This is a genomic window from Cellulophaga baltica, from assembly GCF_900102165.1.
Taxonomy (GTDB): Bacteria; Bacteroidota; Bacteroidia; order Flavobacteriales; family Flavobacteriaceae; genus Cellulophaga; species Cellulophaga baltica.
Genome location: NZ_FNBD01000008.1, coordinates 43,255 through 65,280, shown reverse-complemented (window position 1 = coordinate 65,280; position 22,026 = coordinate 43,255). Strand labels below are relative to the sequence as shown.

Below are 22,026 nucleotides of genomic sequence, written 5' to 3'. Positions count from 1 at the left end.
GGTAACACGTGTTTCGTAAGAGTTCTTAAAAAGGGTATCCAATCGCAAAATTAAGCATTAGGTTATCATCACCTCCATCAAAAAAGGGGACTCTGCTGCGCTCTCCTTCTGGTAAGTAGGGCACGCGTATTGGCGAAGCTAGATCTAGTCTTATAACAAAGCTTTGTATATCTACCCGTAATCCAAAACCAACACCAGCGCCTAATTCTTTGATCCAGTCCTTGTCAAATTTACCCTGAGTTTTTAAGCGTTCAATTAAAGCAATCCCTTCGTCGGTCTCATCCTCAGAAATTTCAGGTTCATAGGTTAGCCATACATTTCCAACATCCGCAAATAAGGCTCCTTTTAGATAAGAGAAGATAGGAAAGCGGTATTCTAAATTTCCCTCTAGTTGTATATTTCCTGATTGATCAAAATAGGAAGAATCATCATCATCTTCCGCGACGAAAGTACCGGGGCCTAAAGAGCGTATCTGAAAAGCTCTTACGCTATAAGGGCCTCCTGAGAAAAATTGTTTTACGAAAGGAAGGGTAGAGGAGTTGCCATACGGAACACCCAGACCTGCATACAATCTGGTGATAAACGTTTGCTCATTTTTCCACCTTAGGTAATAGCGAAAATCCACATCCATTTTGGCGTACTGTGCATAATCTAGACCGAAAGCGGTTTCCTTGCCTCCATTTAAAAGATTTAAAGCATTCCCCGCAATATCTAAACTCGTGGCAAAATAGTTAGGATGAGACTTATTTTCATCTACCAATTCATTATAGGTAAATTTATAATTAAGACCCGCAATGAACTGTTGTTCAAAACTACTTTTTAAATACGGATTGTCATCTAGAATTTGATCAAATTCATCCGTAGTATTCGCTAAATTCACGTAATTAATACTAATTGGGTTTAGTTCATGATATACATATTTATTGGCATTCCAAGTATATCCATACGATGTATTGAAAGAAGTAAGTGTGTATAGCTGACTTCTATCCAGAAAATCAACTCCTAAACTAATCTTTGTTTTCGGAACGTTGTACTTAAATCTGCTGGGAGAAAAAGGTACGAGTCTCGGTATAATTAGATCTGTTTTTAATCCTCCAGCAATACTACTCAGGCCAGTATTGCTTCCTCCGGATAGTTGTGTTTCATAAGAAAAGCTACCTGTAATGCTCAAAGTTTCTCCTGCCCCAAATACGTTTCTGTTATTGTAGGATACAGATATTCCTGGTCCGGCAAATCCGTTAGACTTAGTAACCCCTTGGAGTTCTGCACGTACGGATCTTTTCGTAAGTGGAGAAAGAAATATATCCATATCTAGAGCTCCGGAACCATCACTGCCTGCTATGGTATCCTTTTCCTTAAATTGAATATTTACGTATTTGTAACTACCGATAGATGACAGCCTATTGCTAGTAAGCCTTGCTGTATTTGCGTTATATTTTTGTCCTTTTTCAAAGAGAATATAAGGTTGTAATTGCTTGGGCTTAAAAAATTCTTCTTCTTGAATAAAATTGATACCATTCACAATACTGTTATAAGCTACAGACGTAGTATCGCCCACTGTATATTTTGGGAATACGGTCATTGAATCTATCGTATAAGGTATAATAGACTTTGAAGGAGTATTCTTTTTTAAGCGGAGTAATAAATCAAATTTAGGGGTGTCATAACTATTAGTGTCCGCTTCAAAAATTAGAAAATCGGCATTAAAATTATAATAACCACGTTGCTTGAGTTGATTATCGATACGTTCGCGTTCAAATTTCATTAACTCCAGATCAAATCTATTTCCAGATTTTATGGGAGTATTGGCTAAAATATCTTGAATTTCAGAATAAATAGGGAGCGAGTCTTTTTGAAGGTCAAATTTCTCTAGGCGATAAGGGCGTGGTAGTTTTGTTGTATAAGTAATAGTAGCTGTTTTGGGAGTTTTGTCTATTTGTGAAGTGACCCTACTATTGAAAAATCCTCTATTATCTAACCTGTTTAAAATTAATTTTTCTACGCGTTGCGGATCAACATCAGAAAGATAAATAGGTTCTTCACCAATTTTTTTATTCAACCATTTGTTTAAGAAGCCTGGCTTTTCTTGTTCAGCCTTAAAGTGATAGTATAAACCAAGTCGCATTCCTAATATCTTGGTATTAGGTTCTTGAGGAATTAATGTATTTAATTCTTCAGCTACTTGATTAATTTTTACAGTATCCTCTTCTGTTTCTATTTGTATCTCTGAACCTGCATATAAAACTTCGTCTTCTGGTATAAATTTCGAAACCCCACAAGAGTATACTACTAGGGTGAGTATTAGGATGAATAAGGAGCGATATCTTGCGTTTTTTTTCAATGGGATGATTGGTTTTATTTATTTTCTTTCGTAATTTTCTTTTCTTCCGTATCTTTTTTCAAAGGATTGAATAGCTCACTAAAACTGTTAAACTCTCTATTAAAGATTAAAGCGACTCCTGTAACAATAAGCTGCCCGTCAATTACATTTTGATATTCATTTTTACGAAACCCCTTTAATCGGTATCTACCGTCTTCAGACAGTAAGTACTCTAAGCTTACATTACCAATAATTGGCGTCTCACTTTGTCCTGCTTGGGCGCTACCTTCTACATCTACGGCACTTCCTGCGGTTACAATTAGTCTATTATCAAAAAGTTTTTTCTGAGCGTTGATATTTAATTGGGTCCTATCTTGGGGACTATCACCTTGATAATCAGTGAAACTATCCAAATCAAAATCGAGGTCAAAACCTGTATTCCCTAGGAGTTTATTAGAAAAGGTGTTTAGTTGTCCTGAAAGCACCTTATTTACATTGTTACGTGCAATGGTAGCTGTACCACCGCTACTACCGTCACTTCCTGCGGTAGGGAAAAATCTATTTAAGGTTAGTAACGAGAATACTTGTTTGTTTAATTCCGATTCTTGGTCGTTAAGCTGTTGTACTTGGCTGTATACAGCACCACTTAGCGAACCTTGCGAATCTTCTGGCATGTCTAAATTAAAAGAAATCTCCGGTGTTAGCAATTGCCCATCTACATTTAAATACACCATAAATGGAAGTACTTGTTGGTATTTTGAGGTAACACTAGCGTCTTCACTAGAGGTTACGCTAGACATTAAAGGGCTTGCAGAAGCTTCTACATTATAAATGGCAGTAACATCTAGTTTTGCATCAGTAGGGCTCCCTAACCAAGTAATGGTACTACCGGGCTTAATATCAAATTTTCGTTTTACTAAATTATATAGGCTTGTTTCATAATGGCCATCTTTTAATTCGTACCTACCCGATAAACTCATGGTGCCATTAGAGGCCACGCTAAAATTCAAAGCAGCATCACCAGAAACCTGAAGGTTATCTCCTGTTTTTTTATCAATAATGACATTGAAGATGGCATCATCAGCAATCTCCAACACGGTATTTACTTTGTAACCTTTAAATAGGGAAGAAGTCTCTTCTTCATCATTTCTTGTAAGAATGGCATCTGGATTTTCTTGATTGACAAAAATGACAACGCCATCTCGTTCTTCTACATCTAATTGCGATTCTGGTACTACATACGTAATATCAGTAATTTTTCTAACTTTTAGGGAACCAGTTACCACGGGAAGACTTAAAGACCCATTGATCTTTACATCCGCATCCATACTGGCTTGGCCATAAAACAATTCATTGTCTTCCTTGGTGGAGTTTATAACTTGAAACGCATCTGCTTTTAAACCCAAATCAAATGATGGATTTGTAAAATCATCTGTCAGAACAGTGCCATTTAAAACAAAACTATTGGCTTTAGAATCGTTGATTTCAAAATTATCTAAATACAAACCACTAGTATTTATTTTTAGCTTTTCATCGGTGATTTTGAAAACTGAATTCAGCTCGGCAACATTAAAGATGGCATCCTTAAAATTAAAAACTCCTTCATATTCTGGGTTGGTAGTTGTTCCGCGTACTTTGGCGCTACCAGAAATAAACCCCTCCGAATTGGTAATAGCTCCCTTGGAAAATGCTTCAATGTTTTTAAGAGATACTTTGTTTAGCTCTAAGTCTAAGTTAAGTTGGGCGCCACTCTTTGCTGCGGTATAATCTCCAGTAAGATCTAAATCTATACCACCATCTTTTAGCGTTAAATCAAAATCATAAGCAGTATTACTAGTTGATGTAGCTTTGAGTTTAAGATTTCCTAACGGATTTTGAAGGGCTTTTAGGTCGTTAATTTTAAAATCGGCTATAATTCCACTAGCTTCAAACGGATTCTCAATGACAAAACTACCATTTATGTTCCCTGAAGCTAAAGCTTCGTCGGGGTTTAAAAGGCTTAAGAACGTTTGTAGTTTGAAATTATTGAATGTAATTCCAAAATGTTCACTATCAATTCCTTCAATAGTATTACTTAAACTTAATTCTTGATTTTCTTTGGTGAATCTTATGTTTTTAAAATTCAAAATATTTTCACCGATAGCTATGGTGTTATCCTCTGGAATAGTCCAATTCTTTCTATTAAAAATTAGCCCAGAAGGATTAATATGAAGCTTGGTTGTATCTTTAGAGAATCTTACTTCTGTGGCGATATGAGCTAAGGTCGTACCATCATCAAAAAATGTAAATTCAGTAAGCAGTGCATTGTTTTTTACAGTTCCTTCAAATACCGTTTTTTTAATTAAGATAGGATCGGAAGATAGGGCGCTAAACCCTGCTTTAAGATTTAAGTCTGTAGAATCGCCCTCTATTAAAACGCTAAGGCTATCAATAGTACTGCCATTGTAACTTGCGGAAGGTATAAACAATACAGCATTTAGCTTCTTAGCGCTAGCGTCAAAATTAGCCTTCATAGTAATGGTATCTAATTTATCTACATCTTTTAAAAACACTTCAGTGAGAATAGGAGTAGGCCTGAAAGCTAGATTCATAGAAAGAACAATAGGGTTGGTTGTAGTATCTATGGCTGTGCTATCAGTAAAATATGCTTCAAACTGCTTTTGTAATGCGGTATACACCATTTCTGGCGAACCGTTAGAATTTAATTGTCCAGTTAAGAAATCACTATCAATATTTACCTTAGAGCTGTTGGTGTTTATGATCGCTTTTAGATCTATCGCATCCATATGATATTGTTCATTGTCATACACTGCGACACTTTCTAAAACAGAGGTGTTCAATTCAAAATCTGTAAGGTTTCCGCTAAACCGCGCATTCAATTTAGTACCCACCTTAATGTTTTCTTGGGTGATTCCTAAAGCATACAAATCGGCACCTATAAGGTTTAGATTCAATTTTAGGTTTGAATTGATGGAGTCTAGATGAATTGGTGCATTTGCTTCAAGGTTTAAATTTTGATCCTTAAAGTCGGCGTTAATAACGCCCTTTCCTCTCACGATTTTACCGGATAGGTTTAGGTTAGAAAAATCATAATCCTTGAAATCTAATTGTGTGAAGTTAGTTCTTAGATCAGCATTTAAGCTATTTAAACTATTGCCACTGCCTTTCAAGTCCATAGTCATGGAAATGCCACCTAATTCATTATTTTTTAGTAGCTGATCTAATCTTAAATTGTCCAGGCTTAATGTACCTGAAAAGGACATTGAATTTTTGGCGCTAAACTCACCTAGAATTTTTGCAGTTCCTTCGGGAATTTTTAGCGCTATGTTTCCCTTTATGTGCTCTGTAGAGCCGATAGCAATAGCGTCTAATTGTATGGTTTTCGGAATAGATATACCTAAGTCCGTTTCTGAAATAAAAGTAAGAATGTCTTTCCTAATAGACGTAGCTTTAAGTGTTTTGAAATCAAAAGATAAGGCATCTGGATTCATCAGGTTGTAAAGCTCTCCTTTAGCAGTTAATTGCGTGTGTTCTCCCCAATTAAGTTTCATGGTAGTAGCAAGTGTTGAAAGGGATCCTGAAGCATTTAAATTCCCTGTAAATGGTTTTGAAGCGGCTTTTTTGATAGTCTCGTTTTGAGCTAAATTGGTTTGAAAGTAATAGGCGTCATCAAGATTTAGAATAAATTCAGGAAATGACACAGCGATAACTGAGTTTTCGGGTGCCTCTAGTAATTCTTGTATGGAATTGTATTTGATAGATGCATCACCATGAATAATACTCCTATTTGTTTTTAGTTCTAGGTCTGAGACCGCGGTAGATGTTGCATTTAAACTGGAGTTAAAAGCTAGATTTCTTAACTGAAAACCACTTTGTTCTTTGAAGGAAAAAGTTTTTAAAGACAACTTCATCTGTTTTGCTTTGTAGCTAAGGTTTTCAGTAGTAAAATTCAGATTGGAAATTGCGATGTCACTTGGGTTAAATTCTCCTGGAGTAATCGTTGGTTGTCCTACCTTCAAGTTTATATTATTGTGGTTAAGATCTATTTTAGCCACCTGAACGATGTAGTTAGGCCATTCAAATTTTGTGCTATTTGTAGCGGTTTTTTCCGTAATTGGTGTGGTGGAGTTTTGATTTTCTGTTAGTAAACTAATAGTTGAATTGTTTAATTTTAATTCATTGACAGTAAATACGTTGTTTGCTAAATCTGCGGTCTCTAAATCTAGGTTAAATTGTCCAATTTTAACACTGCTAGTGAGCTGATCTGGAATAGAATTATATTGAGCAGTTACTTGTTCTAGTTTAAAATTCTCAACAGCAATGTAGGGTAGTTGGGTAGCTGTACTATCTTTAGCTTCAGGAAACGGTTTCGTCTGCTTATACGTGATATCGGTATCATACAGCATTACATTTTCAAGCTTAAACTTCATAGATTCTAATACCATTTCATCGATATCCACTTGGAGTTTTCCTAATTTAATAGCGCTTTCGATGCCTAAAAACCCATCCGTGTATCGTACATCAAAATTGGAAAGAGAAACTTCTCCAATTGTAAAAGCTACGGGGGCAGATGCTTGTGTAGTTGTGACCGTATCTGTTGCCGCAAAAGCCTCAAGTAAGAAATTGAAATTAAAAGTTTCTACCTTTTCTGCTCTACTAATATTCGCTTTTACGCCATCCCAGATTAACGATTTAAGTTCAATGTCATTCCCAAAAACTAGAGGTGATAAAGGTACGTTAGCTTCTAAGCTCTTGGAGTAGATGAGTGTGTCTCCTTTGACATCCTCGAGGTAGAGTCCTTCTAAATAAAGATTTCCTGAGAAGGTCAGGAATAGCCGATCTATTTCTACGATCGTGTTGGTTTTTTTAGAAACGTAATTAACAACTTTAGACACGATAATATCTTGTCCCCACTGGCTTCTTATAAATAGTATAATACTTATAAAAAGCAGTAGAAGTATAGCAAAAACTTTGAGTATTCGCTTCAGAATTCCTTTTTGTTTCTTTCCCATTTGAAGTGGCAAATATCTGTAATTTTAATTTAAGATATGTGCTTTACTCCTCATTAGATTAACGCAATAGCATTGTCTATGAGTTCAATGCTCCGAGTAAGCTTTTTTTTTCCGTTTTATCTTTATTTAAATGTATTTTTTACAAGCTCCACGATGTTATTCTTATCATGAGACTCTAGTTGAATTAAACGTTTTCTGCATTCTTATCTTTATACCGCAACTCACCTAATTCAATACCAATAGCTGTTTTAGCAAGGATGGTAAATACAAAGGCTCCTAAAGCCCATATACTAATGGTAACGCCTATTTCTATTCCAGAAGGTAAGTATTCTACTATTTTACCGTAAGGTCCAGGAATAAAGCCCGGAACAATTAATCCAAAGCCTTTTTCTATCCATATGGCAACAAATAAGAGTCCACAACATACATATAGTACTTTAAGGTTATTTCTAAATTTATTAAAAGTAAGAATTATGGTAGCTAATACGTTTATAGGAATCGCTGTCCAAATCCAAGGAAGTAATGCTGTTTTTCCGTGTAAGCCAAAAAACAAATAATAAGCACTTTCACTATGGTGCGTGGGCGCATAAAACTCTTTAAATAGCTCAGAAACAAGCATTATTAGGTTTATCTGTGCAGCCACAGTAACAATCATTGCTATTTTTTTGATGGTTTTATCTTCTATTTTAAAAGCAGTAAATGTACGTATTACTGCTAGTACTAAAATGATTAAAGCGGGGCCAGCAGCAAATGCTGACGCTAAAAAACGAGGGCCTAATAACGCATTATTCCAAAAAGGACGTGCTTGTAATCCTTGGTATAAAAAAGCAGTTACTAAATGTATGCCTACAGCCCAAAATACAGATAGAATGGCTCCGGGTACATAAACACTTTTCTTTGCTTCTTTATTTTGATAGTGTTTAAACAGGATGTAAAATGGGATACTGATATTAATGAAAAGGTATCCATTTAACACGATAACATCCCAAGTTAGCATGGAATTGGGGAAGTTAAAAACACCTATTCCAGGAATCATGTGCCATAGTACGGAAGGTCCGCCCATATCTGCAACGACAAAAGCTAAACACATTATTAAAGCGGCGACCGCTAGTCCTTCTCCAATTAATACAGCTTGTTTAAAATCGATATCTTTCAATACATAAGTTGGCATCACTAACATGACGGCAGCTGCCGCAACACCTACCAAAAACGTAAAGTTAGAGATGTAGAGCCCCCAACTCACACGATCAGACATTCCTGTAGCGCTCAGCCCTTCTTCTAGTTGAATGGAATAACAATACATGCCTATTAGCATTACGAGTGTTAAGAACCCCATCCAAAGATGGTACTTAGCAGATCCTTTAGTAATAGTATCTAAACTATCGATTACTAAACTTTTAAATACTTTAAATATTCCCATTATATGCTATTTAAAATCAATTTGCCTAAGAATCAATTGTTATTCTGAGCACTACGATTTATATATTTTCTGTTGTTAACCTGCTTTGTATTAGTCCATGAAGTACCAGAACTTGGGTTCTGTTCCTAAATCTTCTTTAAGTCTAAAGACTTTTTTATTTTCTAAGACCCATCGTATGGTACTCTTGGGATCTAAAAGATTTCCGAAAATTCTAGCGCCTGTTGGGCACGCCTCTACACAGGCTGGGTTTTTACCTTTACGCGTACGTTGCACACAGAAGGTACATTTTTCCATAACCCCTTTTTTACGCATTCTGTTTCCTAGGTAATGCTGATTTTTGTTTACCTCATTCTCTGGAACCTCTGGTTTACTCCAATTAAATCTTCTCCCATCATATGGACAAGCTGCCATACAATACCTACAGCCTACACACCAGTCATAATCAATAACCACAAGACCATCTTCTTCTTTCCAAGTGGCTTGTACAGGACAAACTTCTACACAAGGAGGGTTGTCACAATGAAAACATTGCGTTCCCATATAAAAATGACCTTCGGCAGGGACCTCATGGTAGTAATTATCGTCTGCTTTATCAAACTTAAAACCTTCTCCGTCTTTCATTTCATGAATACGGATGTATTGCATTTCAGAGTTGCGATCTTGATTATTTTCTTCCACACAAGCGCTTACACAATTCATGTAGCCCTGACATTTAGAAATATTAAAAGCATATCCAAAAAGTACATCTTCGGCCGCATTTTCTGCGGTCATGCTTATGTTTTTATCTGTTCTTAATTCGTAAGAGCGCATTAAACGTTCTATTGTCCCTTGCTTTTCTTCATCAGTCATCAGCTTATAGTTTCCTTTAAACTGCTCTTCCCAATCAATCTGTGCTTTTTCTTTGCTTTTGTCACCGGTAGTTACGCTGCAAGAAGTACTTACGGCGCCAGCTCCAATAAGCAGGCTAGCGGTAAGTTTCCGAAAAGCACTTCTACGGTCCATTTTTACATCAAAGACTTGATCAAAACCATCTTTATGTCTTTCTTCTCCGATAGAAGCGTTGATCGCTGCTTCGTAAAATTCATCAGGACTTAACTCTTCTTCTTTTTTAGGTGTGCTGCTACAACTACCTTCTGCATTACCACAACCACAAGTTCCAGAAGATTTTTTAGTTTTATTTAGACCTAAATCTAAAGAGTACCATTTTTTATTTTCGCTCATACCTTTATTTTTAGTGATCTAAACCTTCTTTACGTTCTATTCCTTTTTGAGTATTGTATTGCACGGGCCATCTTGTTTCAAAGCTTGGACTGTGAGGATTATGGCAGTTGACACAAGTGTTTGATGCTCTTGGAGGAGCCCAGCCCGCTACTTTTTTACCATGTGCACCACCTTTCCAATCCTCAAATTGACTTGAGTGACATTGTGCACAGAGTTTATAACTTAGGTTGAAATCTATATTCTTACCTGTTAGGGTATTTAAGCTATTCATGTCTTCCCCGTTATGGCATGTAGCACAATCCATCGCATCACTATTGGCGTGATTTAATGTGATGTCCCAATGCGCTTTTTGAGCGGTTGTTCCTTTCATTTGCGAAACGGGTTTGCTATGACATTCGATACAGGCAAAAGATTTTATCTGTCCTTTTCGTTCTGGAATAAGAAATGTAAATTCTCCTTCGGTTATTTGTATGAGTTCTGTATCCATAAGCAAATCTTCAGAACTAAGGTTGCCGTGATAAGGTCTACTTTCTCCTTCTATCTTGTCCGATATGGAGTGATACCCGTCTTTTTCTTTGCAAGAGAATAAGGATATTCCTAGAAGTAATACTACGTAATATATTAGCGTTCTATTTTTCATTTAATTGATCAAATTGTCTTAGAAATGTACTGGTGTCCACATTTGGTTGCGCATTGGTCTTTGGTAAATGGCATTGTCTGCAATTTATCCGTTCAGGGTGAGATACTATTATTTCTTTTGGAGCACTAGGTCCTCCATGACATGAAATACAACTTTCTCGCATTTGTAGTTGATGAGGAATCATTGGCGGACTCCCAACTAAAGCATTATTTGCTCCTAGACCCACTTCAGGAGGTTTTGGCTTAGAAAAGTTAAAATCTTTGAAAGTGGTATTGGTGTTTTTTGTTACATGACATTGCCGGCAGTTTACCATTTCTGGATGCGGAGTAATGGGAGCATACGCATCAAACTTGGCTACAAACCCTCCATTTTGATGACATTGAATACAAGTATTACCTCCAAAGCTACGTTCTTTAGCAACAGGGTGAGGAATGCTTGGAGGTGCACCGGGATACGCTCTATGGTTGTAGTAAGTAGCTAATGATCGTTGGTGATCTTCATCAACAGGCATATTAAAATAATCTAGGCCTGCATCATCAAACCGTCTAAAAGCGCCACTTTCTGATGGAATGAAGTTCCCTGTAGGAGTTTCAATGACAGGAGTGTAGGCTTCTTCTAAACCTACTTGATAGCTATAATTCCAAATAACGATGAACGCTATAAAGATGGCTACAAAAAACGATATGATTCCAAGTCTTTTTTTCATAGTCTATACTCTTTCAACTTTAACCGCACACTTTTTGTAATCTGGTTCTTTAGAAATAGGACAGAAGGAGTCTAAGGTAACATCATTGATTAGCATATTCTCATCAAAGAATGGAACAAATACTTGTCCTTTAGTAGGTAAACCTCTTTCGTTGATAGATGCCGGTAATGTACAAGAACCACGACGAGAGGTAACCTTGATATTTTCTCCGTTTCTGATGCCTAGAACCTTCGCATCGTCTGGATGAAACTCTACATAGGCATTTGGCATAGCTTGATGTAATACTGGAATTCTACGCGTCATAGATCCTGTATGCCAGTGCTCTACAACACGACCAGTGTTTAACCAAAATGGGTATTCCTGATCTGGTTTCTCTGGTGCGTCTTCAAAAGGACGTTGCCATATGACGGCCTTACCATCTGGTTTTCCATAGAAATGAAAATCTTCTCCATTAGAACAAGCAGGATCATATTTAGCATTGTAACGCCATTGGGTAGATTTCCCATTTACATAGGGCCAAATAGCTCCAGATTCTTTCTTTAAAACTTCAAGAGGAGCCATATTATGTTTGGCACCTTCATGAAATTGTCGGTATTCATTATATATTTCTTCTACGTGATTCTCTTTACTATAAGGAAATAAATCTCCGTAACCCATTCTTTTGGCTACTTCAATAAACATCCAAGCATCTGGAGTCGTATCGCCAGGCCCTTCTACCATTTTACTCCAATGTTGCGTTCTACGCTCAGAATTACCGTATAAACCATCTTTTTCTATATGCCATGAAGCAGGAAGAATAACATCAGCGACATCTGAGGTAGGCGTAGGAAATACGTCTGAAACCACTACAAAGCAAGATTTCTTTTCCATTGCTGGTCGGTAACGACTGGTTTTTGGTAAGGAGACCAAAGGATTGGTTGCTTGTGTCCAAATAAATTTAATGTCGCCACGATCTACAGCTCTAAACATTTCTGTAGCATGGTAGGTAGGCTTGGCAGGAATACGCGCTACAGGAACTTTCCATATTCTAGCAGCCATTTCTCTATCTTTCTTGTTGGTTACAACGCCATGTGGCAGTTTATGTGTAAAGGTTCCCACTTCACGAGCAGTACCACAAGCAGAGGGTTGCCCTGTTAAAGAGAATGGTCCGTTTCCTGGCTTTGATATTTTACCTGTAAGTAAATGAATATTGTACACAAGATTATTAATCCAAGTCCCGCGCGTATGTTGGTTCATTCCCATACACCAATAAGAGACCACTTTTTTATTAGGGTCGCCATAAATAGCGGCTAAATATTTGATGTCTTTTACAGATACTTTGGAGTATTTGGCTACTTTTTCTGGACTATAGTCTTTTAAAAATTCTTTATAGGCTTCAAAATCTATAGCCTCTGGTTTATCGGTAAACTTAAATTTATCTTCTAAACCATAGCCAATATTAGTAAGCCCTTTGCTAAAAGTACAGTGCTTTTCTACAAATGATTTGTTAACCCATCCATTCTTTATAATTTCATAGCAAATAGCATTTGCTACAGCCAAATCTGTTTGAGGTTCAAATAAAATAGAACGGTCTGAAGCAGTACTAGAGCGCGTAGTACGTGTGGCGAAATCTATAATTTTAGCGCCGCGTACAGCTTTTTGTTCTAGCATTCTTGAAAATAATACAGGATGCATCTCAGCCATATTATTTCCCCAAGTCACAAAGTAATCAGCATGATCTATATCTTCATAGCAACCCATAGGTTCATCTGCACCAAAAGAGGTCAAGAAACCAGTAACCGCACTTGCCATACACAACCGTGCATTGCAATCTAGGTTATTAGTACCAATGGCGCCTTTCATAAATTTAGAGGCGATATAGCCTTCCGGTATCGTAGATTGTCCAGAAGTATACATGGCTACAGAATCTTTACCATGAGCAGCGATGGTTTCCTTCATTTTAGAAGCTACTAAATCTAAAGCTTCACTTATAGGCGTTTGAACATAGGTTCCATTTTTCTTTACCAAGGCATGCGTGAGTCTATCTTTAGATTGGATACACATAATTTGGTGATACCCTTTTACACATAACAGACCTTTATTCACAGAGGAGTTAGGGTCGCCTTTAACGGCTACAGCTTTTCCATTTTCAGTACCTACAAGAATTCCGCAACCAACACCACAAAATCTACAAGGCCCTTTTTTCCAATCAAGGTTGGCATTTTCAGGAATCCCTTCTTCCTGTTCGCTAGCGAAAATAATTCCAGGAAACATTGATGCAGCTGCAGTAATTGCAGACATCATGGCCATTTTTTTTATAAAACTCCTTCTATTTGTTACAGAATCGTACATAGCTATATAATTATTGAGGGGTGTTAAAACCAGAAACTAGAGCCAATAATTTTAGACTACTTAAAGCTTCAATTTTTTCTTTTAGAATTTCTTCTTCCTTTTCGTCTTGAGTATCAGTGACTAATGCTAAAACATTTTGATTTTCTGCAGGAAGTACTTCGCATTGTCCAAAACCTTTTAAGGCTGTCATTAACTCTTCTTTTTTTCCTAGGATAGGATGGACTAGATAACTTTTAATTGGCATACAAAATAATTTGAATTAAGAACGAAGTGGCTTGTTTTTTTAACAAAACACTAACTATTTAGCAAAAATCTGAAAAGATTCATAATTAAAAGATGATAATTATCATAGTTCGTTTTAAACTTTGAGCGCTATATTTGAGCGGAAATAACGTATTTTTAGGACGATAAAATAATACAATGGAGAAAGGTTCTACTTTAATAAGCATAGAGGAAGCACAAAATTTAGTGCTGACATGTAGTTCTTTAGCAACTATATTATTAGAAGTACCTCTAACCGATGCTTTAGACTTTGTTCTGGCTAACGATGTTATTTCAGAAATTGATATTCCTCCTTTCCGGCAATCAGCTATGGATGGCTATGCCTTAAAAATTAGTTCAGAAAAAACCTATACAGTTATTGGGGAAATAAAAGCAGGAGATCACGCTAATCCGCCTTTAAAAAATACAGAAACTGTACGCATTTTTACGGGTGCTCCTGTTCCTGATACTGCTGATGCGGTTATTATGCAAGAGAGAGTTGCAGTAGATGGCACGCGCATGTCACCACAGATGCCATTAGTGTCAGAAATGAATATACGTCCAAGAGGGTCGCAAATTAAACGAGGAGCTACGGCTTTAGAAAAGGGAACAGTCTTAAAAGGAGCACATATAGGCTTTTTAGCCAGTATTGGGGTAACTACTGTAACTGTTTATAAAAAGCCATCTATAGGTATCGTTGTTACGGGAAATGAACTTAAAGCTCCTGGTACGCCTTTGGAATATGGCGAAATATATGAGTCTAATGGTACCATGCTTTCTGCAGTATTACGAGAGTTAGGTTATTTAGATACCGCTATTACAACAGTTATAGATGATTATGAAGAAACAAAAAACACCTTAGCAGCAGCAATCAAAAAATACGATGTGGTTATGGTTACGGGAGGTATTTCTGTAGGAGATTATGATTTTGTTGGAAAAGCGCTAAAGGCAATAGGAGTAGCCGAAATTTTTTATAAAGTGAAACAAAAACCAGGAAAACCCTTGTTTTTTGGAAAGAAGGATAGTACTGCTGTATTTGGTCTTCCAGGTAATCCTGCTGCCGCCTTGAGTTGTTTTTATATCTATGTATATCCATTGTTAAAAAAGACAGAAGGTGCCACTCAAACGCAGTTATTACGGATTGAGATGCCTATGTTAGAAGACTATAATGTTCGCGGAGACCGTGCGCAATTTTTGAAAGCTTATGTAAATGGCGCACATGTTCAAATTTTAGGAGGTCAGAGTTCAGCCATGGTACGTGCTTTTGGAGATGCTAATGCCTTAGTATTTCTCCCCGAAAATACTACCATTGTAAAAAAGGGTACACCTGTTAAAACAATTCTATTACCCACAAAATAAGAAGTTATGAACGATACTAAAATTAGGAGTAGAATTTGGATTGAAGTAGGAGATAATGTGCTTATAGGGCAGGGGAGAGTAAAACTTTTAAAAGCTATTGAAGCTCAAGGGTCTTTGGCTAAAGCAGCAAAATCTATTGGGATGTCATACAAGAAGGCTTGGACCCTTGTAGATGCTGTCAATAAATCGGCTAAAGAAGCAGTCGTAACTAAAACGGTAGGAGGTACTAAAGGAGGTGGTACGCTAATTACCCCGTATGGACTAAAACTGATAGCAGCTTTTGAAACCATAAATAAAAACTGTTGGGAATTTCTAGACCAACAAATGAAAGAATTAAATCAATTATAAAATATGTCAACAACGTATAAAAACGTCTTTACTCAAGGCGCTATTTCATCAGAATTTATAGCTCAAGCTATTGCTAAACATCAATCTAAAACAGCAATAGGAGCACATAATATATTTTTAGGACAGGTTAGAGTAGATACTATAGATGAAAAAGTAGTTGCAGCTATAGAATATTCTGCATATGAAGAAATGGCGAACAAGAAATTCCATGAGGTGCGAGAAGCTACTTTTGAAAAATTTGACCTTACCTGTATGCATATATATCATAGTTTAGGTGCCGTAAAAGCAGGAGAAATATGTCTCTTTGTTTTTGTTTCTTCACCGAGAAGAAAGGTGGTCTTTAAGGCCTTAGAATATGTAGTTGAAAAAATAAAAGCAGAAGTACCTGTTTTTGGAAAAGAAATTTTTGAAGATGAGTCTTATCAATGGAAAGTGAATAGCTAAAGACGTCATATTCTTGTTTAGAATAGTTGAAACTATATAAAATATAAAAGGGTGCAGACTTATAATTAAGTGAGCACCCTTTTACGTTCTATTAAGAATATTAATCGTTCTTATTCAAATTGGTTTTAAAAAGTGTAGGGTTAATGGTAAGTTGTACCCATCCCCAATTATTTGTAGTATCATTAGCGCTACCTCCTTTTATTAAACTCATACTATCTGAAGCAAACATTTGAGAGTAGCCAACATTCAGTTTTACAAAAGGCATTAATTTTTGTGTATAGACAAGGTCTATTTCCGTACCTAAATAGGCATCAGCATCGGCAGTCAGATCTGCATTTGCGCTAAAATAATGTCCTTTGATAAGGAGATTAGATTTTTCTCCTGTCGTGATTACTGCTTTTGCATATAAATCATTAAGACCAACAGAATTGGCATGATTACCTACGTAAAAATAATCCATGAAGCCATTAAATTTATGATTGGTACCATATAGAGGAAAAAATGATTTGTTTTTTGCGTCGCCTTCTTGATCTGTACCACTTAATAATTCTACTCCTAAACCGTAGTTCACTTTATTAGCGTTGTAGGTAGCTTCTAAGGCAACTTGATATCCTGCGAGATCTGTAGTGGCATTTGCTTTTCCAAACTGATAGTAAGCGCTTCCAGCTATATTTACGCGTTCTATAGGAAATGTAAAATAAGAACCCAAGGTCTGTCTGAAAGAGACGCCATCTGCAATATCATTAGCATCTCCGGTAAAATCTTGGAATCCTGCATTTAAGAAAAGTAAGCTCGCAGTACTATTCTCCCATGATTTTTTCAGGTAAGCATATTGCATCGTTTTATACGAGAAAAATCCCTGAATAGTATACGCATTACCTTCAATAGCTTCTTGCTCCTGACTAAATGCACCACCTAGATCTAACATAAAATTATCTTTTCTATACTTAAGAATAGCGGCATCATGAAAACGTCCTTGCATAGCCCAATCTACGCCACCAAAAATTCGTTGGTCATCATAAGAAATTACTTGTCTTCCTAGTTTTGTAGACCAATTTTCATTGATTTGTAATGCAGCCCATGCTTCAAATAGCGAGAAAGAATCATTCCCATCTACATTTAGTAATTGTCTGGTATCTCCCCATGTGCTTACGTCTTGTAAGGCGATGAATACTTGTAGTTTTTCTGCTTCGTATCCAATATTTAAACGAGTACGTTGTTTTACAAATGCGGCAGGGTCGGCATCTTCTGAAAAGAGGGTGCTGTAGCCATGGCGGTATTCAAAACGAGATCGTACATCTGCATTTATATCAAGCGTTTGTGCCGAAATTTGTAGTGTTGTAAAAACAAAAAGAAATAATAATACGTATGTAAATTTTTGGTTGCCCATAATATATAATTTGACTATTAAGCAGCAAAGATTATATATTTGGGGAGAAATAAAGATGACTTTTATCACCTAAACTAAAATAATTTAGATACTTACAGGCCTACTTTTATGGGTAAAAAAAAGGAAGATTTTAAGCACTAGGATTCCACCCTAAAGCTATAGCTACTTGCTTATCTTCTTTAATGATAGACCGGATCATATAAGGCCTATCTAAGCCTACATTTTCAATAGTTTTCTCCATTGGTTCCTGGTCAATTAAAACCTCCCCTGTGAAATTATGCAAAGGTTGGTGTCCAAGACCATATCTATTATCCACAACCAACAGCAGCATAAGCATCTTTTCAGGATCTGCAGTAGAACAATAGATTCCTAAAGAGTCCCAAAGGTATACGTTATTTTTAGTTTGTTTGATAGGTTCAATTCTAGAGGCATCACCTAAAATAGTTTTTAAGGTGCTGTAATTGGTAGGGAAATTTATGCTTGTTCCATTAATTGTAATTTGATTGGGAGTGCATGCTATTGTAAGCTCCTCTTTATTACCTTTTCTCTTGCTAACATCTCTAAAATCAAATATTCCCATATGCTGCAAGATATTATTTTTTTGAGAATAGTAAGGAATCATAATCGTTTCTTCTGCAGTCGTATTCTGAAATGCTTTATCGCTGTGAGATAATTGTATAAGAAATAGTAAAATAAGGTTACTCTTTCATTTTCATTTCTACAGTTATAGGATCTGTTGCATGTATTGTCCCTAATTTTGTAGGGATAAGGTAAATTCCCATTTCTACTTTTTTATCAGTTCTAAATTCTTTTGCAAGTGTTCTTAGGGGTTCTTGTTTTTTATCCTTTTCTCCTGTTTTGGGATCTATGGTAATTAGTGTGCAGCGTTCTGTTTTTAATACAGATACAAATTCACATTGGCCAATGGTAATTTTGGCAATAGTATTCTCTTCAAAGGGTTTAAGACCAGAAATAACGATATTGGCTCTAAAACGATCTATTTCTATGGCAGTTGCTAATTTTTTATTTAAAGCGTTTACTGATTCTTGCGTTATTAAATGAATTGGATGAAGGTCACAAAATGAAATAGCATTATGACCTGTTTGGCGTAAGTTGTCGGTATTAATTTTAATTAAGCTACAGTCAATTTCTAAAATACTACTTAACCAATTGTTAACGCTGACTGGCGCTTCTTTTCCCGAAGCAGGTTCTTTAAAGATAGCAACCTCAATAGGGTTTAAAAAGTCGTTTAAATCAATACTTTTTCTTTTTCCTCCATATTCTAATACCAAATTATCTTCTTTGAACTGTGTTTTTATTTTTAATAAAGTAGGGAATTCTCTAGCCGTAAGGACCTCCTTTTCTGAATTTAAAATTGCAAAATAGCGATCGTATTTAAAACCTATGTTCTCAACTTCAGTAGTTTGTACCGCAATTCCTTTTGCTGATTTTAAAGGGTATATATGTAGGGAATCTATTTTCATGTCTATAGCTTAGAAGCCGTTGTCAAAGAGTAAATTAAGTTATTTTTTTATAAATAATCTAGGCTACTTCAGCGATTTTTACACAGCAGCACTACTTTTTCATCGTACTTGCTTTTAGAATTACACCATTCTAGTTTTGTAGCAATTTTCTCAGAACCTTTGTATCCGAACAATTTTTAAATCCAAATTTGGCATAGAACTCTGATAATTTTTCAAATGGGAGGCACCAAATTGTAGTAGGTAGAAATGGATTTTCATTACACAAATTTTTTACAACATGTTCAGCAACTCCTAAGCCTCTGAATTAGGAAATACATAAATCCCCCCTAGTTCTATATGGCCGTTATTAATCCTAACGAGTCTACCAATACCCGCTTTTTCATTATCTACGCTAGCTATAACAATATATTCATTTTCAAAGGTAGAGGCTGCAAAGTTTACTTCATTATATTTTGAATTTATCCAAGACAACTCATCCTTTTTAGCGCTTTTTATGGAGATTTTTTTCATGCTAGTTTGTTTAAATGCTTGGAGCTACAAAGAACTAATAATGGGGTGTAAAATTCTGGATTATCTATACACATTCGGGTTATGCTTTTCCATATAGACTTCTGGATGGGGGAGTTCTGTAAATCCAAATTTCTTATAAAGCCATTCTGCTGTATCCGTTAGTAAAATCCACCTTCTTAAACCTTGTAGATTTGGGTGCTCCATTATTTCACGTATCAACCAGGTGCTCAAGCCTTTCCCGCGATATGCTTCTAGGACAAAAACATCTCCCAGGTATGCGATAGTCGCATAATCAGATATTATTCTAGCATAGCCTATTTGCTGGTTTTTATCATACAGTCCAAAATTTAAAGAATTGTCAATAGAAATCTTCAAAGTATCTAGAGGTATTCCGTGGCTCCAATCGGTTTCTTTGGATAGAAAACTATGAATTTTTGAAATATCTAACTTCGTTTTATCTGTAGACAGGGTATAATCTCCTCTATAAACCTCTTTGATTTCCAATGTAGTCTGTATTAATTATAGCTTATATAAGAATTAAAAATAGCTATTTTTAACAACATACTATAAAAAGGCATAGCATACATTTGTTTCCATGCCTTTTCAAATATTTGAGATCGGTCATCTCTACATACCCATAGGTACTTCCATTAAAAGAATACGAGCATTTTCTGTAGCTTTAATCTGGATACTTTCTGTATCCCAAATTCCCAATCCGTCTCTTTCAGAAAGTTCTTCGCTTTGGATTTCTACTTCGCCTTCTAGGATGAAAGCATATATTCCATTCCCTTCTTTTTTAATCTTGTAGGTTGCCGTATTTCCTTTCGTAAATTTTCCAATATGAAACCAAGCATCTTGATGAATCCAAACGCCTTGATCTTCCTTATTTGGCGAGAGTATTTGGTATAACTCATTTTCTTTCTCAATGTCTTTTAATGAAATTTGGTCATATTTTGGTCTTATGTTTTTCTCTTTGGGAACAATCCAAATCTGAAGAAATTTCACCTCTTTATCCTTGTTTTTATTTTTTTCTGAGTGGGTAACTCCAGTTCCAGCACTCATTGCTTGAACATCTCCTTCTTTGATAATGGTAACATTGCCCATACTATCTTTATGCTCTAAATCTCCTTCCAGAGGAATAGATATAATTTCCATATTATCATGCGGATGAGTGCCAAAACCCATTCTGGCTTGCACACTATCATCGTTTAATACCCGTAGTACACCAAAATTCATCCGTTCTGGATTTTGATAATTAGCAAAACTAAATGTATGGTGAGAATTTAACCAACCATGATTTGCATGTCCTCTTGTTGCTGCTTTGTGAAGTATTGTATTCATAGTATTTATATTTTGTTTCTTATTATTTCATAAAGAACCCTCGTATAGATTCTAAATAGATACAGCAAAGATTGGGTATTTTAGGAGGCGATGGAATATGAAAAAAGGGGAGAAGCATATGAAAATCCGATATGGAGCTTCAAATAGGACTATAATCTGGGACAAATGTCGCGTCCATAGATAATGGATACTATTCTTTTATCTCGTTTTTCTTAAAGTTAGAAGGAGATACCTGTGTATGCTTTTTAAAAAAGGCACTAAAATTAGCAGGTTCATTGAAGCCTAATTCAAACCCAATTTCTTTGTTCGATAGATCTGTAAAATAGAGGAGTCTTTTGGCTTCTGTAATAATTCTTGTTTGAATATAATCTTTAGCAGTTTTACCAATTTTTGCTTTGATTGTGCGGTTTAAGTGATCTGGAGTGATATGAAGTTCCCGGGCATAATGGCTCGTGGAATGTTCCTGTTTAAACGTATTATCTACCGCTTGTTTAAATTTTCTAATAAGATTATCTCCAGAGCTATCTACATCAGATGCTATAGGATTCATAGCACAACTTGCATTACATTCTATCAAAAGTAGTTTTAGGAAGGCGCCAATTGATAAATTTTTCATGATAGCCTCACGATGATGCCGTTTAAAAATCTCATCAGCAAAACTTTGTATGATACCAAACTGTTCTTTGTTGGGCTGTAGCGGCGGACTTTGCCCATAGTTATGAAATAGGTTTAAACTAGCTATAAATGATAAGGGGATAGAATTTTCTATTAAAAACTGATTAGAAAAAACCATGGAGTATCCTACTGATTTTTCAGTTTCTATTACTTGATGCACTTGTCCAGGAGCTACAAAATAGATTTGACCTCCAGATAAGGTATAGGTATTAAAGTCAATTTTATGAAACCCCGATGCTTTATCAACAATTAGAACGGTAAAGTAATTATGCCTATGTGGTGCATCAACTTTACCCATTCGCTTAGTATAGATAGCCTCCATTTTAGATATTCCAAAACTAACGTCCTTATCTGGGTTAACTTTCTGGTATGTTTTGACCGTGCTCATTATTCCGTAATTCCTAGTCTATAAAAATACAGCTAATTCTCTATTCTTTTTAAGAAGTAGCTTGCTATTTATATAGGTGCTGTGCTGTAATGACAAGAATTCTTTGTTCCTATGCTTAAGATTGATGTAGTTATTTTAATACCGCACTTTTGTTAGTTCTAAAGCATATAACGAGT

Annotated in this window: 18 protein-coding genes; 3 read left to right on the top strand and 15 right to left on the bottom strand. The window is 35.9% G+C overall.

The window, feature by feature from the left end:
• Positions 1-25 precede the first annotated feature (25 nt).
• The 8 genes from tamL to BLQ19_RS14275 all read right to left on the bottom strand — a co-directional run bounded on the left by tamL (position 26) and on the right by BLQ19_RS14275 (position 13,894).
• Positions 26-2,341 carry a translocation and assembly module lipoprotein TamL gene (gene tamL, locus BLQ19_RS14310; RefSeq protein WP_074538802.1) on the bottom strand — a complete coding sequence of 772 codons (2,316 nt, stop codon included), beginning with the start codon at positions 2,339-2,341 and terminating at the stop codon, positions 26-28.
• Between the two features lie 14 nt (positions 2,342-2,355).
• On the bottom strand, positions 2,356-7,332 hold the full coding sequence (locus tag BLQ19_RS14305; protein WP_074538801.1) for a translocation/assembly module TamB domain-containing protein: 4,977 nt from the start codon (positions 7,330-7,332) through the stop codon (positions 2,356-2,358).
• Positions 7,333-7,516: 184 nt separating this feature from the next.
• The gene (gene dsrP / locus BLQ19_RS14300; RefSeq protein ID WP_074538800.1) at positions 7,517-8,752 is read right to left on the bottom strand and encodes a sulfate reduction electron transfer complex DsrMKJOP subunit DsrP; all 1,236 of its coding nucleotides are present in this window, start codon (positions 8,750-8,752) and stop codon (positions 7,517-7,519) included.
• Between the two features lie 90 nt (positions 8,753-8,842).
• Positions 8,843-9,973: a 4Fe-4S dicluster domain-containing protein gene (locus BLQ19_RS14295; RefSeq protein ID WP_074538799.1), complete on the bottom strand. Its 1,131-nt coding sequence runs from the start codon at positions 9,971-9,973 to the stop codon at positions 8,843-8,845.
• Positions 9,974-9,983: 10 nt separating this feature from the next.
• Complete coding sequence (locus BLQ19_RS14290) at positions 9,984-10,613, bottom strand: multiheme c-type cytochrome (RefSeq protein ID WP_029446394.1); 630 nt, start codon at positions 10,611-10,613, stop codon at positions 9,984-9,986.
• The gene (locus BLQ19_RS14285) at positions 10,603-11,319 is read right to left on the bottom strand and encodes a cytochrome C (protein ID WP_074538798.1); all 717 of its coding nucleotides are present in this window, start codon (positions 11,317-11,319) and stop codon (positions 10,603-10,605) included. Before BLQ19_RS14285 ends, BLQ19_RS14290 begins: the two co-directional genes overlap by 11 nt.
• Positions 11,320-11,322: 3 nt before the next feature.
• Positions 11,323-13,650, bottom strand: coding sequence for a periplasmic nitrate reductase subunit alpha (locus BLQ19_RS14280; protein ID WP_074538797.1), 2,328 nt, complete (start codon positions 13,648-13,650; stop codon positions 11,323-11,325).
• A 10-nt stretch (positions 13,651-13,660) separates the two neighbouring features.
• Complete coding sequence (locus tag BLQ19_RS14275; RefSeq protein ID WP_024480698.1) at positions 13,661-13,894, bottom strand: hypothetical protein; 234 nt, start codon at positions 13,892-13,894, stop codon at positions 13,661-13,663.
• A gap of 176 nt (positions 13,895-14,070) precedes the next feature.
• On the opposite strand from BLQ19_RS14275, the gene BLQ19_RS14270 reads away from it, so the two are divergent.
• From BLQ19_RS14270 to BLQ19_RS14260, 3 genes are read left to right on the top strand one after another with little or no spacing between them, the layout of a single operon-like run.
• Positions 14,071-15,270 carry a molybdopterin molybdotransferase MoeA gene (locus BLQ19_RS14270; RefSeq protein WP_074538796.1) on the top strand — a complete coding sequence of 400 codons (1,200 nt, stop codon included), beginning with the start codon at positions 14,071-14,073 and terminating at the stop codon, positions 15,268-15,270.
• Positions 15,271-15,276: 6 nt separating this feature from the next.
• Entirely contained in the window at positions 15,277-15,618 is a 342-nt protein-coding gene (locus BLQ19_RS14265; protein ID WP_025615069.1) for a winged helix-turn-helix domain-containing protein, read from the top strand.
• A gap of 3 nt (positions 15,619-15,621) precedes the next feature.
• Positions 15,622-16,062, top strand: coding sequence for a molybdenum cofactor biosynthesis protein MoaE (locus BLQ19_RS14260; RefSeq protein WP_074538795.1), 441 nt, complete (start codon positions 15,622-15,624; stop codon positions 16,060-16,062).
• 100 nt (positions 16,063-16,162) lie between these two features.
• On the opposite strand, the gene BLQ19_RS14255 is transcribed toward BLQ19_RS14260, so the two are convergent.
• The 7 genes from BLQ19_RS14255 to BLQ19_RS14225 form a co-directional block, all read right to left on the bottom strand.
• Entirely contained in the window at positions 16,163-17,452 is a 1,290-nt protein-coding gene (locus BLQ19_RS14255) for an alginate export family protein (RefSeq protein ID WP_074538794.1), read from the bottom strand.
• Positions 17,453-17,582: 130 nt separating this feature from the next.
• The gene (locus tag BLQ19_RS14250) at positions 17,583-18,074 is read right to left on the bottom strand and encodes a DUF7738 domain-containing protein (protein WP_074538793.1); all 492 of its coding nucleotides are present in this window, start codon (positions 18,072-18,074) and stop codon (positions 17,583-17,585) included.
• A 76-nt stretch (positions 18,075-18,150) separates the two neighbouring features.
• Positions 18,151-18,936, bottom strand: coding sequence for an MOSC domain-containing protein (locus tag BLQ19_RS14245; protein WP_074538792.1), 786 nt, complete (start codon positions 18,934-18,936; stop codon positions 18,151-18,153).
• A 291-nt stretch (positions 18,937-19,227) separates the two neighbouring features.
• Positions 19,228-19,446 carry a hypothetical protein gene (locus BLQ19_RS14240; RefSeq protein WP_074538791.1) on the bottom strand — a complete coding sequence of 73 codons (219 nt, stop codon included), beginning with the start codon at positions 19,444-19,446 and terminating at the stop codon, positions 19,228-19,230.
• 60 nt (positions 19,447-19,506) lie between these two features.
• Entirely contained in the window at positions 19,507-19,950 is a 444-nt protein-coding gene (locus BLQ19_RS14235) for a GNAT family N-acetyltransferase (RefSeq protein ID WP_074538790.1), read from the bottom strand.
• 123 nt (positions 19,951-20,073) lie between these two features.
• Positions 20,074-20,787 carry a pirin family protein gene (locus BLQ19_RS14230; RefSeq protein WP_074538789.1) on the bottom strand — a complete coding sequence of 238 codons (714 nt, stop codon included), beginning with the start codon at positions 20,785-20,787 and terminating at the stop codon, positions 20,074-20,076.
• 190 nt (positions 20,788-20,977) lie between these two features.
• Positions 20,978-21,850: an AraC family transcriptional regulator gene (locus tag BLQ19_RS14225; protein ID WP_074538788.1), complete on the bottom strand. Its 873-nt coding sequence runs from the start codon at positions 21,848-21,850 to the stop codon at positions 20,978-20,980.
• Positions 21,851-22,026 lie beyond the last annotated feature (176 nt).

What these genes read in the sequence shown, in the direction of transcription:
- BLQ19_RS14225 (WP_074538788.1), bottom strand. Translation starts at nt 21,850, where the DNA reads ATGAGCACGGTCAAAACATACCAGAAAGTTAACCCAGATAAGGACGTT.
- BLQ19_RS14280 (WP_074538797.1), bottom strand. Translation starts at nt 13,650, where the DNA reads ATGTACGATTCTGTAACAAATAGAAGGAGTTTTATAAAAAAAATGGCC.
- BLQ19_RS14250 (WP_074538793.1), bottom strand. Translation starts at nt 18,074, where the DNA reads ATGATTCCTTACTATTCTCAAAAAAATAATATCTTGCAGCATATGGGA.
- BLQ19_RS14260 (WP_074538795.1), top strand. Translation starts at nt 15,622, where the DNA reads ATGTCAACAACGTATAAAAACGTCTTTACTCAAGGCGCTATTTCATCA.
- dsrP (WP_074538800.1), bottom strand. Translation starts at nt 8,752, where the DNA reads ATGGGAATATTTAAAGTATTTAAAAGTTTAGTAATCGATAGTTTAGAT.
- BLQ19_RS14295 (WP_074538799.1), bottom strand. Translation starts at nt 9,973, where the DNA reads ATGAGCGAAAATAAAAAATGGTACTCTTTAGATTTAGGTCTAAATAAA.
- BLQ19_RS14230 (WP_074538789.1), bottom strand. Translation starts at nt 20,787, where the DNA reads ATGAATACAATACTTCACAAAGCAGCAACAAGAGGACATGCAAATCAT.
- BLQ19_RS14265 (WP_025615069.1), top strand. Translation starts at nt 15,277, where the DNA reads ATGAACGATACTAAAATTAGGAGTAGAATTTGGATTGAAGTAGGAGAT.
- BLQ19_RS14305 (WP_074538801.1), bottom strand. Translation starts at nt 7,332, where the DNA reads ATGGGAAAGAAACAAAAAGGAATTCTGAAGCGAATACTCAAAGTTTTT.
- BLQ19_RS14285 (WP_074538798.1), bottom strand. Translation starts at nt 11,319, where the DNA reads ATGAAAAAAAGACTTGGAATCATATCGTTTTTTGTAGCCATCTTTATA.
- BLQ19_RS14275 (WP_024480698.1), bottom strand. Translation starts at nt 13,894, where the DNA reads ATGCCAATTAAAAGTTATCTAGTCCATCCTATCCTAGGAAAAAAAGAA.
- BLQ19_RS14290 (WP_029446394.1), bottom strand. Translation starts at nt 10,613, where the DNA reads ATGAAAAATAGAACGCTAATATATTACGTAGTATTACTTCTAGGAATA.
- BLQ19_RS14270 (WP_074538796.1), top strand. Translation starts at nt 14,071, where the DNA reads ATGGAGAAAGGTTCTACTTTAATAAGCATAGAGGAAGCACAAAATTTA.
- BLQ19_RS14240 (WP_074538791.1), bottom strand. Translation starts at nt 19,446, where the DNA reads ATGAAAAAAATCTCCATAAAAAGCGCTAAAAAGGATGAGTTGTCTTGG.
- BLQ19_RS14245 (WP_074538792.1), bottom strand. Translation starts at nt 18,936, where the DNA reads ATGAAAATAGATTCCCTACATATATACCCTTTAAAATCAGCAAAAGGA.
- BLQ19_RS14255 (WP_074538794.1), bottom strand. Translation starts at nt 17,452, where the DNA reads ATGGGCAACCAAAAATTTACATACGTATTATTATTTCTTTTTGTTTTT.